Consider the following 13,199-nt stretch of genomic DNA (forward strand, 5'->3'; position numbering starts at 1 on the left):
CGGGTCCATCTCCCCCCGGCGGGGAGAGATCGCCGAACCCGCCCGAGACCGGTGCGGGGCGGCCCCCAAAGGGAGACCCGAACCGCCTTATCCGCAAAGGATCACATCATGAGCTTCAAGGTCGCAGTCGTCGGAGCAACCGGCAATGTAGGCCGCGAGATGCTGGACATTCTCGCCGAGCGTGCCTTCCCCGTCGGCGAGGTCGTGGCGCTCGCCTCCTCCCGCTCGGTCGGCACCGAGGTTTCCTTCGGCGACAAGACGCTGAAGTGCCGGGCGTTGGAGCATTACGACTTCTCCGACACCGATATCTGCCTGATGTCGGCGGGTGGCGATGTCTCGAAGGCCTGGTCGCCGAAGATCGGCGCTCAGGGCTGCGTCGTCATCGACAACTCCTCGGCCTTCCGCATGCACCCCGACGTGCCGCTGATCGTGCCGGAGGTGAATGCCGCCGCCGCTGCCGGCTTCACCAAGATGAACATCATCGCCAACCCGAACTGCTCGACTGCGCAGCTCGTCGTGGCGTTGAAGCCGCTGCACGACAAGTTCGGCATCAAGCGCGTCGTCGTCTCGACCTATCAGTCGGTCTCCGGCGCCGGCAAGGAAGGCATGGACGAGCTGTTCAACCAGACCCGCGCCGTGTTCTCGGCCGGCGAGGTCACCACCAAGAAGTTCCCGAAGCGCATCTCCTTCAACCTCATTCCGCAGATCGACGTCTTCATGGAGGACGGCTTCACCAAGGAAGAGTGGAAGATGGTGGTCGAGACCAAGAAGATCCTCGACAAGAAGATCAAGCTGACCGCGACCTGCGTGCGCGTGCCGGTCTTCATCGGCCATTCCGAGAGCGTGAACATCGAGTGCGAGAAGCCGATCACCGCCGAGGAGGCGCGCGAGGTGTTGCGTACCGCGCCGGGTATCCTCGTGATCGATAAGCACGAGCCCGGCGGCTACATCACCCCGCATGAGGCGGCCGGCGAGGACGCGACCTATATCTCGCGCATCCGCGAGGACGCGACCGTCGAGAACGGCCTCGCCTTCTGGTGCGTCTCGGACAACCTGCGCAAGGGCGCGGCGCTGAACGCGGTGCAGATCGCCGAGGTTCTGGTCAACCGCAAGCTGATCCAGCCGCGCCAGCAGGCCGCCTGAGGCAAGCCGCGCTGCGCGCCCCTGTCCGAAAATCGGGCAGGGTCACCGGCAATGCCCACGCGCATAGGCGGGAGACCGTCTTTGCGTGTGGATATGCCGGGCAAACGGGCTAAGGCTTGGGCAGTCCTTGCGCGCGAGCCGAGCCCTTGCCCAACGCTCCCCTCGATCAAACACCGGTCGTCCCTTCGCAGGAAGGCAGACCGCTGCGCATCGACAATTCCGCGCGCGGCATCGCGCTTCTGCTGCTCTCGTCCATCTTCATGTGCAGCGGCGACATCGCCTCCAAATATCTGGCGACCACCTTGCCCGCGCTTCAGATCACCTGGATGCGCTACGGCACCTTTGCCGCGATCATGCTCGTCACCATCAGCTTCACCGGTGGTTTCCGCAGGATGAGCACACGCCGGCCCGGCCTGCAGGTGCTGCGGGCCTTGGGCGTGACCATCTCCTCGATCCTGTTCGTGGCGGGGCTGCACGACCTGCCGATGGCGGATGCGACCGCCACCTCCTTCGTCTCGCCGCTCTTCGTGACGGCGCTCTCGATTCCCATTCTGGGCGAGATCGTCGGCTGGCGGCGCTGGCTCGCCACGATCGTCGGGTTGGTCGGCGTGCTGGTCGTGGTGCGTCCCGGTGGCGCCGGCTTTCATGGCGCGTCGTTCTTCGTTCTGGGCTCGTCTTTTTTCTGGGCGTTTTCGCTGATCGTCACCCGGATGATGAGCCGCACCGAGATCCCGGTGGTGACATTGGCCTATTCCGCCACGATCGGCTTCGTCCTGCTCTCGTTGGTGGTGCCGTTCAGCTGGCAGGCGCTTGATCTCAAGGCGGTCCTGATCGGCCTCTTCATCGGCAGCATTTCAACGATCGGGCACATCTTCCTGATCCAGGCCTTCCGCTACGCCGATGCTTCGCTGCTGGCGCCTTTTTCCTATTCGCAGCTGCTTTGGTCCTCGATCTTCGGCTATCTGGTTTTCGCAGCGATCCCGGATGTCTGGACCTATGTCGGCGCCAGCATCATCGCCGCCTCCGGGCTCTACATCGCCCATCGCGAGCGCATCCGCGCCAGGCAGGTCGCTGGCTGAGGGCTGGTAACCAAGGATCGCGATACGGATGCTGCTTTCCATTCGGATGCGTGGCGCCGCGGCGGCGTTGCTGTAGGGTGACGTTGCGCCATCCGGCGCCTTCTTCCCAGGACCCTTCCCTATGCCGATCCATCTCGCACGCGCGGTTCTTGCCGCCAGCCTTTTCCTGCTGCCCGGGCTCGCAAGCGCCAAGACCTATTCGATTCCCGACCCCAACCCCGTCGCTGTGATCACGATGCCGGACGATTGGGAATCCACCGAGATCGCCAAAGGCGTCGAATCGACGTCCGACGACGAGGCCGTCTACATCTCGGTCGAGGTGACGGAACTGAAGGACGCCGCACAAGCCATCGCCGAAGCGGTCACCTGGCTGAAGAGTAAGGGCGTCGTCGTCGATACCGCGACGCAGGAGAAGAAGCCGTTCTCCAACAATGGCATGGAAGGCGTCCAGGTGCAGTGGACCGGCAAGGACGAGGACGGCCCGACCCATGTCAGCCTGACCTTGCTGCAGGTCACCGAGACCAAAGGCCTCGTTCTGACCTATTGGGCCTCGCCCGAGGGCGAGAAGGAGAATCTCAAGGACCTGGCCTCGATCATCAACAGCCTGAAGGCGCTGAAATAGGGCGTCTCGGTCAGCGTGAGGCCGGCTGGGAGCCGGCCCCGCGCCCATAGCGCGCCATGAACATCGCGACCGCCTCGCCGACGACGCGGCGGATCTCGTCCTCGCTCGGCGGGGTGCGGACGGCGTTGAACAGGCGCGGGCGTGTCAGTGTCGACTGGCAGAGATCGAGGAACTGGACGGCCGCGAGATAGGTGTCGTCGATCGCGAGCTTGCCCTCGGCCACCATGCGGTCGAGATAGCGCGCGATCAACCGCGAGCCGAGCATCGGGCCGTTCTCGTAGAATTCCCGGCCGAGATCGGGCATGCGCTCGGCCACGCCGATGACGACACGGTGGGCGCTGACCGCCAGCTCGTCATTGATCACCCGCACGATGCAGAAGCCGAATTTGCTCAGAGCCCGCACGGGATCGGAATCCTCGTTCAGGGCCTCTATCGCGCCGCGCTTCTGGGTTTCGCGCTCGCGCTGGATCAGGTCGACGAACAGGTGCTCCTTGTCCTCGAAGTAGACGTAGAGCGTGCCCTTCGAGACATTCGCGGCCGCAGCGATGTCGCTCATGCTGGCGGCGTCGAATCCGCGCGAGGTGAACACCTGCAACGCACCGTCGAGAATCTGGCGGCGCTTGTCGGGATCTGCGCCGGCGATGCGGCGGTTGCGTGGCCCCGTCTTTACCGGGATTTCAGAAATTTCCGACATTTTGTTCCGGCCCGGTCTATGGGCCCTGCATGGCGACTGCGAAAAAGAATCGAACCAATCAGTTCGATTTGACTTGATATGCATTATTGCTCGCGCTATTTCAAGCGCAATCGAACCGAACGGTTCGAATTGACATGCAGGACGACCAATGTCTGCTGACAGTGCAACCGAACACCGACGGGACCGGCTGAAGCTGGTCGACGCCAAGGCCGAGACCGCCCAGCCGGCCGAGCCCGCTACCGCTCGCGACGTACAAGCGAAGAGCGCCCCCCCGGAAGCCGCCGAAGCCAGAGCCAAATCCGGCAAGAGCCCGCTGAAGCGCGGTGCGTTCATCGTCATGGTCGCAGCTGCCGTGGGCGCGGGGCTCTGGTACGGCATCGACTGGTGGCGCAATGGCCGCTTCATCGTCTCGACCGACGATGCCTATGTCGGTGCCGAGATGGCGACCGTCTCGGCCAAGCTCTCGGCGAATATCGCCGCCGTCTCGGTCCGCCAGAACCAGGAGGTCAAGGCCGGCCAGCCGCTCGTCGCGCTCGACGATGGCGACTGGCGGATCGCGCTCGACAGCGCCCGCGCCAAGACCGCGACGGGGCAGGCGACGCTGGCCCGTATCGACAGCCAGGTCGAGGCGGCGCGCGCGGCCCAGTTGCAAGCGCAGGCGCAGCAGAATTCGGCTGAAGCCGCGGTGACCCGCACGACCGCCGATTTCGACCGCGCCAACAGCCTCGCCGCCAAGTCATACGGCTCGCAGGCGACGCTCGACGCCGCGACCGCGGCTCGCGACCAGGCTATAGCCGCAGTGGCGAGCGCCAAGGCCGGCGTCGTGCAGGCGCAGGCCAATATCAAGGTGCTGGAGGCGCAGCGCATCGAGGCCGCCCGCCAGATCGACGAGCTGAAGGTCGCCGAGCTAAAGGCCGAGCGCGATCTCTCCTTCATGAAGATCGCGGCGCCGATCGATGGCGTCGTCGCCAACACCAATATGCAGATCGGCGACCTTGTCGGTGCCGGCAAGCGCCTGATGTCGATCGTCCCGCTCGACCAGGTCTATGTCGACGCCAATTTCAAGGAGACGCAGGTCGGGCCGCTGAAGACCGGCGACAAGGCAAGCATCACCGTCGATGCGCTGCCGGGCCAGGTCTTCCACGGCACGGTCAGCGGCATTGCCGGCGGCACGGGCTCGGTCTTCACGCTGCTGCCGCCCGACAACGCGACCGGCAACTTCACCAAGATCGTGCAGCGCGTTCCCGTGCGCATCACGCTCGACCGCGAATCGACGGCGAAGCATGTGCTGCGGCCGGGCATGTCGGTCGTGGTCTCGATCGATCCGAGGCCGGCCAGCCAGCGCTGATGAAGCGGGTCATCCCGCACGCGCTGCGGCACGAAGTGTTGCTGCGCAGATGCGGGATCGCATGACGAGTTATTCCCGGCTCCCGGCTCTGTAAGGGCGCCTCTTTCTGATGACGGTCCCGTGTCTGCGCGGCGGCATTCCATGCCGCAGCGCGCACGGGATGACACCCCGAGGAAAGGTAGGCCGCCATGGCCACCGCGACCCTGAATGCGCCGGCGGGAGCGCCGCCGTCATCGGACGCCATCCCGCTTCGCCGGATCTTCGCCTTCATGGCGATGGTCTTCGGCATGTTCATGGCGATCCTCGACATCCAGATCGTCTCGGCCTCGCTCGCCGAGATTCAGGCCGGCCTGTCGGCCTCCTCGGACGAGATCGCCTGGGTCCAGACGGCCTATCTGATCGCCGAAGTGATCATGATCCCGCTCTCGGGCTATCTCAGCCGGGCGCTGTCGACGCGCGTATTCTTCTCGATCGCGGCGGCGGGCTTCACGATCTCCAGCGTGCTCTGCGCCCAGGCCTCCTCGATCAACGAGATGATCCTGTGGCGGGCGGTGCAGGGCTTCATCGGCGGCGGCATGATTCCCGGCGTCTTTGCGGCCGCCTTCACGATCTTCCCGCCGTCGAAGCGGCCGATCGTCTCGCCGCTGATCGGCCTCGTCGCGACGCTGGCGCCGACGATCGGCCCGACCGTCGGCGGCTATCTCAGCCATGCCTTCTCCTGGCACTGGCTCTTCCTCGTCAATGTCGTGCCCGGCATCGGCGTGACGCTCGCAGCCTGGACGCTGATCGATTTCGACAAGCCGGACCACAGCCTGATCAAGCGTTTCGACTGGCTGGGGCTTGCCGCCATGGCGGCCTTCCTCGGCAGCCTCGAATATGTGCTGGAGGAGGGGACGCGGCTCGAATGGTTCCAGAGTCACGAGATCCTGTTCTTCACGGTCGTCATGGTCGCAGGTGCCGTCCTGTTCTTCTGGCGGGCGCTGACGCGCGACGATCCGCTGGTCGATCTCTATGCGTTCAGGAACCGCAACTTCGCCTTCGGCTCGCTGTTCTCGTTCTGCATGGGTATCGGCCTTTATGGACTGACTTATCTCTACCCGGTCTATCTCGGGCGCATCCGCGGCTATGACGCGCTGATGATCGGCGAGACGATGTTCGTCACCGGCCTGTGCATGTTCTTCACGGCGCCCTTCGCCGGGCGGCTTTCGGCCAAGCTCGACCCGCGCGTCATGATGATGATCGGTTTCAGCGGTTTCGCGCTGGGCACCTGGATCGCCTCGGGCATCACCTCGGACTGGGATTTCTACGAGCTGCTCTGGCCGCAGATCCTGCGCGGCTGCTCGCTGATGCTGTGCATGGTGCCGATCAACAATATCGCGCTGGGCTCGCTGCCGCCGCAGCAGCTCAAGAACGCGTCGGGTCTCTACAATCTCACACGCAATCTCGGTGGCGCGGTCGGGCTCGCGATCATCAACACCATGCTCAACACGCGCACCGACCTGCACATCACCCGGCTGCACGAGATGGTCGTCGCCGGGCGCGGCGTGGCGGAGGAGGCGATCGCCAATACGGCGCAGCGCTTCATCGACCACGGCGATGCGGCGCAGACCATGGCTCTGGCCCTCGTCAACCAGCGTGTCCACAAGCAGGCGCTGGTCATGGCCTTCGGTGACGTCTTCATCGGCCTGACCGTGATCTTCGGGAGCCTGGTCGTGCTCTCGCTGTTCCTGAGCAAACCGCCGAAGCCGGTCGCGGGCGGCGGAGGCGGTGGCCACTAGGCGACACATCACGGAACTGCAGTTCTCACGGACGCTGGCCGGCTCAAGCAGCCGCGCGCGGCCATGCGCTCGTCGCAGGGTATCGGCGCGGCTGTCATGCCGATGTGCTGTGGGCGCTGCCCGATGTCGCAGGCACGAAGATTGACATTCGAGCGTCGGTTGGCCAAATATGGTAACAATATCAGTAGTTTAGATGTTTTCTAAACTACGCTGCCGAGGTTCGGCGTGTGGAAGGCGTTACGATGAGCGTTCTGGCGAGCAAGGATCAGGATCACAAGCCAGTGGCGGGCGATCATATCCCGTGGCCGCAGAAAAACCCGTCCAGCTGCCCGATCAGTGCCGTGAAGGCGCGGCTGCGGACGGCGGGCTTGCGCCCGACGCGCCAGCGCATGGCGCTGGGCTGGCTGCTCTTCGCCAAGGGCGATCGCCATGTCAGCGCCGAGATGCTCTACGAGGAAGCGCTGCGGGCGCGCGAGCCGCTTTCGCTCGCGACCGTCTACAACACGCTGCGCCAGTTCTCCGAGGCCGGCCTGCTGCGCCAGGTTTCCGTCTCGGGTCCGAAGACCTTCTTCGATACCAACGTGTCGGAGCATCATCATTTCTACAACGAGGACGATGAGACCGTCACCGACATCCCGGGCTCGATGATCCAGGTTGCCGGCCTGCCGGATGCGCCGGAAGGCATGATGATCGCCTCGGTCGAGGTCATCGTCCGCCTGCGCAGCGCCGATGGCGAGGAGATCGAGACGAAGCGGGTGGTGGGCCACCACGCGTGATCGTCTGCTCCTGTAACGTTCTGTCTTGCGGCCAGATCAAGGGAACTGTCGCTGCCGATGGCAGCGGGCCCCGGACGGCCGGCGAGGTCTATGACTGCCTGGGCTGCAGCCCGGATTGCGGCCGTTGCGCGCGCGAGGTCCGGGCGCTCCTGGCCGAAGCCCGCGCGGTCTGTGCGACGCAATGCGGCAGCTGCGCCAGCCGCGAGATCGAATGCGCGGTGCATGTCTCGGTTGGCCGCATGCTCGACGGGATCGAGCTCGCCGAGGAGAGCGTCGCGGCTTGAGGTCAGGCGCCTCGCGCGCGGTTCGGGCAAAAGCGCCGAGACCGCGGTTTACCTCTTCACTTCCGGAAAGCGCCCGACTACATTAGTATCATTCTAATGTGGATTGCGGAGTGAACCCGATGAAGGGCGATAAGAAGGTCATCGAGTATCTCAACAAGGGGCTGCGCTCGGAGCTCACCGCCATCAACCAGTACTGGCTGCATTACCGCATGCTGGACAACTGGGGCCTGAAGGAGATGGCCAAGACCTGGAAGAAGGAATCGATCGAGGAGATGGTCCATGCCGACCGCTTCGTCGACCGCATCCTCTTCCTCGAGGGCTTTCCGAACCTGCAGACCCTCGACCAGCTGCGCATCGGCGAGACCGTCAAGGAAGTGATCGAGTGCGATCTCAAGGCCGAGATCGAAGCCCGCTCTCTCTATCAGGAAGCGGCGAAGTATTGCCGCGAGGTCGGCGACTACCCCTCGGAAGACCTGTTCAAAGCCCTGATGAAGGATGAGGAAGGCCATATCGACTTCCTGGAGACCCAGCTCGACCTCATCAGCCGCATCGGCATTGAGCTTTACACCCAGAAGCATATCGGCGGCCTGGAAGGCGACGACCACGAGCATTGAGCCGAGGCACTTCAACCTGAATCGTCATTGCGAGCGTAGCGAAGCAATCCAGGGGCGGCAGAGCTCTATGGCCCCCTGGATTGCTTCGCTTCGCTCCTCGCAATGACGACTGGGACATGTCTCCAAAAGAAAAGGCCCGCCAGTTGGCGGGCCTTTGCTATTTTCGGCGAAGCAGAACCAGATCAGATGAAGCTGACGTCAGCGGCTTCCGGGCCCTTGCGGCCGGTGCGGATCGAGAAGCGCACGCGCTGCCCGTCCATCGGCGGCTGCAGGCCGCTGCGGCCGAGCGACGAGACGTGCAGGAACACGTCCGGGCCACCCTTGTCCGGCGCGATGAAGCCGAAGCCGCGATCCGAGTTGAAGAACTTCACGGCGCCATCATAGGGACCTTCCACCGGGCCGCTGTTGCGATCCTGGAAGCCGCCGCCACGCGGGCCGCGATCACCGCCGCCGAAGCCGCCGCGATCACCACCGCCATAGCCACCGCGATCGCCACCGTAGCCGCCGCGATCCCGATCGCCATAGCCGCCGCCGCCGAAATCATCGCGCGGAGGGCGGGGCGAGAAGGCGCGGGGAGCCGGCGCGGTCTGCGTCGCCGTGGAGGCGTCGATCTCATGGACCGCGACGACCTGGAGGCCGCGGCGGCCTTCGCCGAGATCGGCGACGATCGTGGCGCCGGGCAGCAAGTCCTGCTGGTCGAGCGGCCCGATGGCCGAGACATGCAGGAAGACATCGCCCGAACCGTCGGAGGGCGATGCGAAACCGAACCCCTTCTCGGGGTCGAACCACTTGACCTTGGCTTCGATGTTTTCGTGCGTCACGAAAGGCTGGGCAGCGGGAGGCTTGCGTCGATCGAACATGGATCTTCAAATATGAGTGACCGGGAGCACGCAACTTAGCTCATGCCGGGCGCGCCGTCATCGGGGTCAATGCGAAATTATTGCATGCTAATTTACGGTGCAATAGTGGTTTTTCGCTGCCGTCCCCAAGGTCATTCTTGGCCTTCGTTATGCGTCATACGCATGTGTTCGGCTATTTTCTGCCTAAATTCTCCGCATGATCGGCGAAAATGCCGCAGGTCGCGCTCTTGCAATCGGCGGTTATCGGTATGATGTGAGTTCCGAGTTAGGGAAGACAACGCCTCCTGGTCGGTTAGCGCCTCACATGCGCAGTTCAGGAGATGATGATTTGGTGCGTTCGCGACAATCCGGCAAAAGGGCCGGCGATGGCGTGATCCGGCGGCTGTGGCCGACGGAGCGCGATCTTTTCAGAGAGCATCTGCTCAGGCTCGACTCGGTCACCCGCCACCAGCGCTTCGGCACGGCGGTGAATGACGCGTTTCTGGAGAACTATGCCAGGACGACCTTCGGCGTCGGCGGGTTGGTCTATGCCTTCGTGGTCGATGGCGTGGTGCGCGGTGCGGCCGAGTTGCGCGGCCTCGACGACATCATCGCGCTGACCGGCGAGGCGGCTTTCAGCGTCGAGGCGCCATGGCGGCGCCGTGGCGTCGGCTCGCAATTGTTCAGCCGCCTGATCACGGCGGCGCGCAATCGCGGGGTCCGCACGCTCTATCTGACCTGCCTGCCGGAGAATGCGGCGATGCGCCGGCTCGCGGCCAAGTTCGAGGCCGATCTCGTCAGCGGCTATGCGGATGTCGAGGGCGTGATCGCGACCGGCGCGCCGACGCCCTTCACGATCCTCGACGAGGCGCTCGACAACGCCAGGGGCTTCGCGACGATGGCGCTGGCTATCCAGAAAAGCTTCTGGCCGAGCACGTTGCTCGCCCGGAGCCTCGGGGGGTGAGGCCCGCGAATTCACGACCGCGGCGCTGACCCAACAACCGTCATGCTCGCCCTTGTGGCGAGCATCCACGTCTTGAACCCCGCCTTCGATCAAGAAGGCATGGGTGGTCGGGGCAAGCCCGACCATGACGCAGCCAGTTGCGTGTCTATCGATTCAGCGAGAGCGAGGCGCCGGACTTCGTGACGGCGCCGTCGAGCGCGCCCGAGCCGGAGCTGCGCAGCCGGGCCGCGACCGTGCCGCCCTGCTGGTAGAGATAGACCTCGCCATCGCGGAAATCCCAGGCCGAGATCTTCTGCAATTCCTTGTTCGTGCAACCGGACGAGGAGGCGCGGTAGAGATCGAGCGTCGGCGTGCTCGAGAGTTGCACGCGGCATGAGCCGCCGGTCGCTTCACGCGCGGTCCAGCCACCGACCATACCGTCGCGGCTGGCGGAAGGGCGCGGGGCCGCCGTGGGGGCTGAGCCGAGGCCGGCGACCTGATTGCTGCTGCCGCGCAGGCCGGGGTCCTGTGCCGGCTGGCCGGTTGGAGGTAGGGCTTGCGGCTGGCCTTGCGGCGCGGCGCCGGCATTCGGGTCGAAGAACGGGTCCTGGGGCGGGGGCAAGGCGCCGCCGGTCTGCGGGCCGCCCGCGACGGGATAACCGCCGGCTTGGGGGGGAGCAGCGGGATAGCCGCCGGGCGGGGGCAGGGGCTCCGAAGTGATCGGGGCGGAGCTGATCGGCGGCGCGGAGGGCAGGGGCTGGCTGTAGGAGGGCTGGTTCATCGTCGGCCCGCTGAACCGCTGCGAGCCGGCGCAAGCCGTCAACGCCAGCAAAGGAAGCAGGGCGGCCGCGCGGGTGAAAGCGGCGGTCGATGCGGTCTTGATCGTCGTCGTCATCAGGCGCGGGTTCCGATCTCGGTCAGCCGAACGTTGCGTCATTATCAGGAAACGCGATGAACGCGGCATGAGCATGGTCTAGCGCAGGCCTGCGGCGTTGCGAACCCTCGATATCGGCTTCGGTTCCCACCTCTGGCGCTCAATCCCATGAAAATGGCCCGCGCGCTGATGCGAGCAGGCCATTTTCGGTTTCATCCCGAAGGGAGCGTGTCAGCCCGCCTTGCGCTTGTTCTGGCGGTTGGCGACGAGGTCGTCCACGACGGCGGGATCGGCCAGCGTCGAGGTATCGCCGAGCGCGCCGTACTCGTCCTCGGCGATCTTGCGCAGGATGCGGCGCATGATCTTGCCGGAGCGGGTCTTGGGCAGGCCGGGCGCAAACTGGATCAGGTCCGGCGAGGCGATCGGGCCGATCTCGTTGCGGACATAAGTGACGAGTTCCTTGCGCAGCGTGTCGCTGGGCTCTTCGCCGGACATCAGCGTGACATAGGCATAGATGCCCTGGCCCTTGATGTCGTGGGGGTAGCCGACGACCGCGGCTTCCGAGACCGAGGGGTGCGCGACCAGCGCCGATTCGACCTCGGCCGTGCCCATGCGGTGGCCGGAGACGTTGATGACGTCATCGACGCGGCCGGTGATCCAGTAATAGCCGTCGGCGTCGCGGCGACAGCCGTCGCCGGTGAAATACTTGTTCGGATAGGTCGCGAAATAGGTTTCCTCGAAGCGCTTGTGGTCGCCATAGACCGTGCGCATCTGGCCGGGCCAGCTCTCGGCGATGACGAGATTGCCTTCGCAGGCGCCTTCCAGGACCTTGCCCTCGGCATCGACGATCTCCGGCTTGACGCCGAAGAAGGGGCGCGTCGCCGAACCCGGCTTGAGCTGGGTCGCGCCGGGCAGCGGCGTGATCAGGATGCCGCCGGTCTCGGTCTGCCACCAGGTATCGACGATCGGGCAGCGGCGCTCGCCGACGACGCGGTGATACCACTCCCAGGCTTCCGGATTGATCGGCTCGCCGACCGAGCCGAGCAGGCGCAGCGACTTGCGCTTGGTCTTCTTCACCGGCTCCTCGCCGGCGCCCATCAGCGAGCGGATCGCGGTCGGCGCGGTGTAGAAGGTGTTGACCTTGTGCTTGTCGATGACCTCCCAGAAGCGCGAGATCGTCGGGTAGGTCGGGATGCCCTCGAACATCAGCGTGGTCGCGCCGTTGGCGAGCGGCCCGTAGAGGATGTAGCTGTGGCCGGTCACCCAGCCGACATCGGCCGTGCACCAGTAGATGTCGCCGTCATGGTAGTCGAAGACATATTGATGGGTGATCGCGGCATAGACGAGATAGCCGGCGGAGGTGTGCAGCACGCCCTTCGGCTTGCCGGTCGAGCCCGAGGTGTAGAGCAGGAAGAGCGGATCCTCCGCCTTCATCTCGGCCGGCGGGCAGTGGCCGGAGACCTTGGCCGCCTCGTCATGGTACCAGCGGTCGCGGCCTTCCTTCATCGTGATATTGCCGCCGGTGCGCTTGACGACAATGACGGTCGCGATGCCGCCCTTCACCTTGTCGTCGGCGGTATCGACATTCTTCTTCAGCGGGACGGCGCGGCCGCCGCGCAGGCCTTCATCGGCGGTAATCACGATCTTCGAATCGGAATCCTCGATGCGGCTCGCCAGCGAATCCGGCGAGAAGCCGCCGAAGACCACGGAATGGATCGCGCCGATGCGGGCGCAGGCGAGCATCGCATAGGCCGCTTCCGGAATCATCGGGAGGTAGATGGTGACGCGGTCACCCTTCTTGACGCCATTGGCCTTGAGGACGTTCGCGAACTTGCAGACCTCGGTATAGAGTTGGCCGTAGGTGATCTTCTTCGATTCCGACGGGTCGTCGCCTTCCCAGATGATCGCCGTCTGTTTGGCACGGGTGGCGAGATGCCGGTCGATGCAGTTATGGGCGACGTTGGTGGTGCCGTCCTCGAACCATTTGATCGAGACCTTGCCCGGCTTGTAGCTGACGTTCCTGACCTTGGTGTAGGGCTTGAACCAGTCGATGCGCTGGCCCTGCTCGCCCCAGAACTTGTCGGGATCCTTGATCGAGGCCGCGTACATCTTCTTGTACTTGGCGTCGGTCGCCCAGGCCTTCTTCGACCAGGAGGTCGGGACGTCGTAGATGATCTCGGACATTCGGGCGTCTCCCCAGACTTG

General features: G+C 64.8%; 13 protein-coding genes. 9 read left to right on the forward strand and 4 right to left on the reverse strand.

Annotated features, from left to right (window positions below; all coding sequences use genetic code 11):
* Window positions 1-108 precede the first annotated feature (108 nt).
* The 3 genes from Q0Q02_RS05615 to Q0Q02_RS05625 all read left to right on the forward strand — a co-directional run bounded on the left by Q0Q02_RS05615 (window position 109) and on the right by Q0Q02_RS05625 (window position 2,844).
* Window positions 109-1,143: an aspartate-semialdehyde dehydrogenase gene (locus Q0Q02_RS05615; RefSeq protein ID WP_293807597.1), complete on the forward strand. Its 1,035-nt coding sequence runs from the start codon at window positions 109-111 to the stop codon at window positions 1,141-1,143.
* A gap of 146 nt (window positions 1,144-1,289) precedes the next feature.
* Window positions 1,290-2,222, forward strand: coding sequence for a DMT family transporter (locus tag Q0Q02_RS05620; protein ID WP_293807598.1), 933 nt, complete (start codon window positions 1,290-1,292; stop codon window positions 2,220-2,222).
* Between the two features lie 121 nt (window positions 2,223-2,343).
* Window positions 2,344-2,844 carry a histidine kinase gene (locus tag Q0Q02_RS05625; protein ID WP_293807599.1) on the forward strand — a complete coding sequence of 167 codons (501 nt, stop codon included), beginning with the start codon at window positions 2,344-2,346 and terminating at the stop codon, window positions 2,842-2,844.
* A gap of 10 nt (window positions 2,845-2,854) precedes the next feature.
* On the opposite strand, the gene Q0Q02_RS05630 is transcribed toward Q0Q02_RS05625, so the two are convergent.
* Window positions 2,855-3,538: a TetR/AcrR family transcriptional regulator gene (locus Q0Q02_RS05630; protein WP_293807600.1), complete on the reverse strand. Its 684-nt coding sequence runs from the start codon at window positions 3,536-3,538 to the stop codon at window positions 2,855-2,857.
* Between the two features lie 148 nt (window positions 3,539-3,686).
* Between Q0Q02_RS05630 and Q0Q02_RS05635 the strand changes: the two genes are divergently transcribed.
* The 5 genes from Q0Q02_RS05635 (at window position 3,687) to bfr (ending at window position 8,338) form a co-directional block, all read left to right on the forward strand.
* The gene (locus Q0Q02_RS05635; RefSeq protein ID WP_293807601.1) at window positions 3,687-4,886 is read left to right on the forward strand and encodes an HlyD family secretion protein; all 1,200 of its coding nucleotides are present in this window, start codon (window positions 3,687-3,689) and stop codon (window positions 4,884-4,886) included.
* A 188-nt stretch (window positions 4,887-5,074) separates the two neighbouring features.
* Window positions 5,075-6,664 carry a DHA2 family efflux MFS transporter permease subunit gene (locus tag Q0Q02_RS05640; protein WP_293807602.1) on the forward strand — a complete coding sequence of 530 codons (1,590 nt, stop codon included), beginning with the start codon at window positions 5,075-5,077 and terminating at the stop codon, window positions 6,662-6,664.
* A gap of 242 nt (window positions 6,665-6,906) precedes the next feature.
* Window positions 6,907-7,440 carry an iron response transcriptional regulator IrrA gene (gene irrA, locus Q0Q02_RS05645; protein ID WP_293807604.1) on the forward strand — a complete coding sequence of 178 codons (534 nt, stop codon included), beginning with the start codon at window positions 6,907-6,909 and terminating at the stop codon, window positions 7,438-7,440.
* Window positions 7,437-7,724, forward strand: coding sequence for a (2Fe-2S)-binding protein (locus tag Q0Q02_RS05650; protein ID WP_293807606.1), 288 nt, complete (start codon window positions 7,437-7,439; stop codon window positions 7,722-7,724). The genes irrA and Q0Q02_RS05650 overlap by 4 nt, the downstream gene beginning before the upstream one ends.
* 119 nt (window positions 7,725-7,843) lie before the next feature.
* Complete coding sequence (gene bfr / locus Q0Q02_RS05655) at window positions 7,844-8,338, forward strand: bacterioferritin (RefSeq protein WP_293807608.1); 495 nt, start codon at window positions 7,844-7,846, stop codon at window positions 8,336-8,338.
* Window positions 8,339-8,520: 182 nt separating this feature from the next.
* Here bfr and Q0Q02_RS05660 read toward each other — a convergent pair whose 3' ends face one another.
* A complete protein-coding gene (locus tag Q0Q02_RS05660; RefSeq protein WP_293807609.1) occupies window positions 8,521-9,159 on the reverse strand; it encodes a cold-shock protein in 639 nt (212 codons plus the stop codon).
* 409 nt (window positions 9,160-9,568) lie between these two features.
* Between Q0Q02_RS05660 and Q0Q02_RS05665 the strand changes: the two genes are divergently transcribed.
* A complete protein-coding gene (locus Q0Q02_RS05665) occupies window positions 9,569-10,141 on the forward strand; it encodes a GNAT family N-acetyltransferase (RefSeq protein WP_293807611.1) in 573 nt (190 codons plus the stop codon).
* A gap of 145 nt (window positions 10,142-10,286) precedes the next feature.
* Here Q0Q02_RS05665 and Q0Q02_RS05670 read toward each other — a convergent pair whose 3' ends face one another.
* Window positions 10,287-11,015 (reverse strand): AprI/Inh family metalloprotease inhibitor, encoded by a 729-nt coding sequence (locus Q0Q02_RS05670; RefSeq protein ID WP_293807613.1) that lies wholly within the window; start codon window positions 11,013-11,015, stop codon window positions 10,287-10,289.
* Between the two features lie 210 nt (window positions 11,016-11,225).
* Window positions 11,226-13,178 (reverse strand): acetate--CoA ligase, encoded by a 1,953-nt coding sequence (gene acs, locus Q0Q02_RS05675; protein WP_293807615.1) that lies wholly within the window; start codon window positions 13,176-13,178, stop codon window positions 11,226-11,228.
* Window positions 13,179-13,199 lie beyond the last annotated feature (21 nt).

The sequence above is a fragment of the uncultured Allobosea sp. genome (genome assembly GCF_945956895.1).
GTDB lineage: Bacteria > Pseudomonadota > Alphaproteobacteria > Rhizobiales > Beijerinckiaceae > Allobosea.

Coding starts and splice junctions, on each gene's coding strand:
- Q0Q02_RS05615 (WP_293807597.1), top strand. CDS start 109: ATGAGCTTCAAGGTCGCAGTCGTCGGAGCAACCGGCAATGTAGGCCGC.
- Q0Q02_RS05625 (WP_293807599.1), top strand. CDS start 2,344: ATGCCGATCCATCTCGCACGCGCGGTTCTTGCCGCCAGCCTTTTCCTG.
- Q0Q02_RS05630 (WP_293807600.1), bottom strand. CDS start 3,538: ATGTCGGAAATTTCTGAAATCCCGGTAAAGACGGGGCCACGCAACCGC.
- Q0Q02_RS05635 (WP_293807601.1), top strand. CDS start 3,687: ATGTCTGCTGACAGTGCAACCGAACACCGACGGGACCGGCTGAAGCTG.
- Q0Q02_RS05640 (WP_293807602.1), top strand. CDS start 5,075: ATGGCCACCGCGACCCTGAATGCGCCGGCGGGAGCGCCGCCGTCATCG.
- irrA (WP_293807604.1), top strand. CDS start 6,907: ATGAGCGTTCTGGCGAGCAAGGATCAGGATCACAAGCCAGTGGCGGGC.
- bfr (WP_293807608.1), top strand. CDS start 7,844: ATGAAGGGCGATAAGAAGGTCATCGAGTATCTCAACAAGGGGCTGCGC.
- Q0Q02_RS05670 (WP_293807613.1), bottom strand. CDS start 11,015: ATGACGACGACGATCAAGACCGCATCGACCGCCGCTTTCACCCGCGCG.
- acs (WP_293807615.1), bottom strand. CDS start 13,178: ATGTCCGAGATCATCTACGACGTCCCGACCTCCTGGTCGAAGAAGGCC.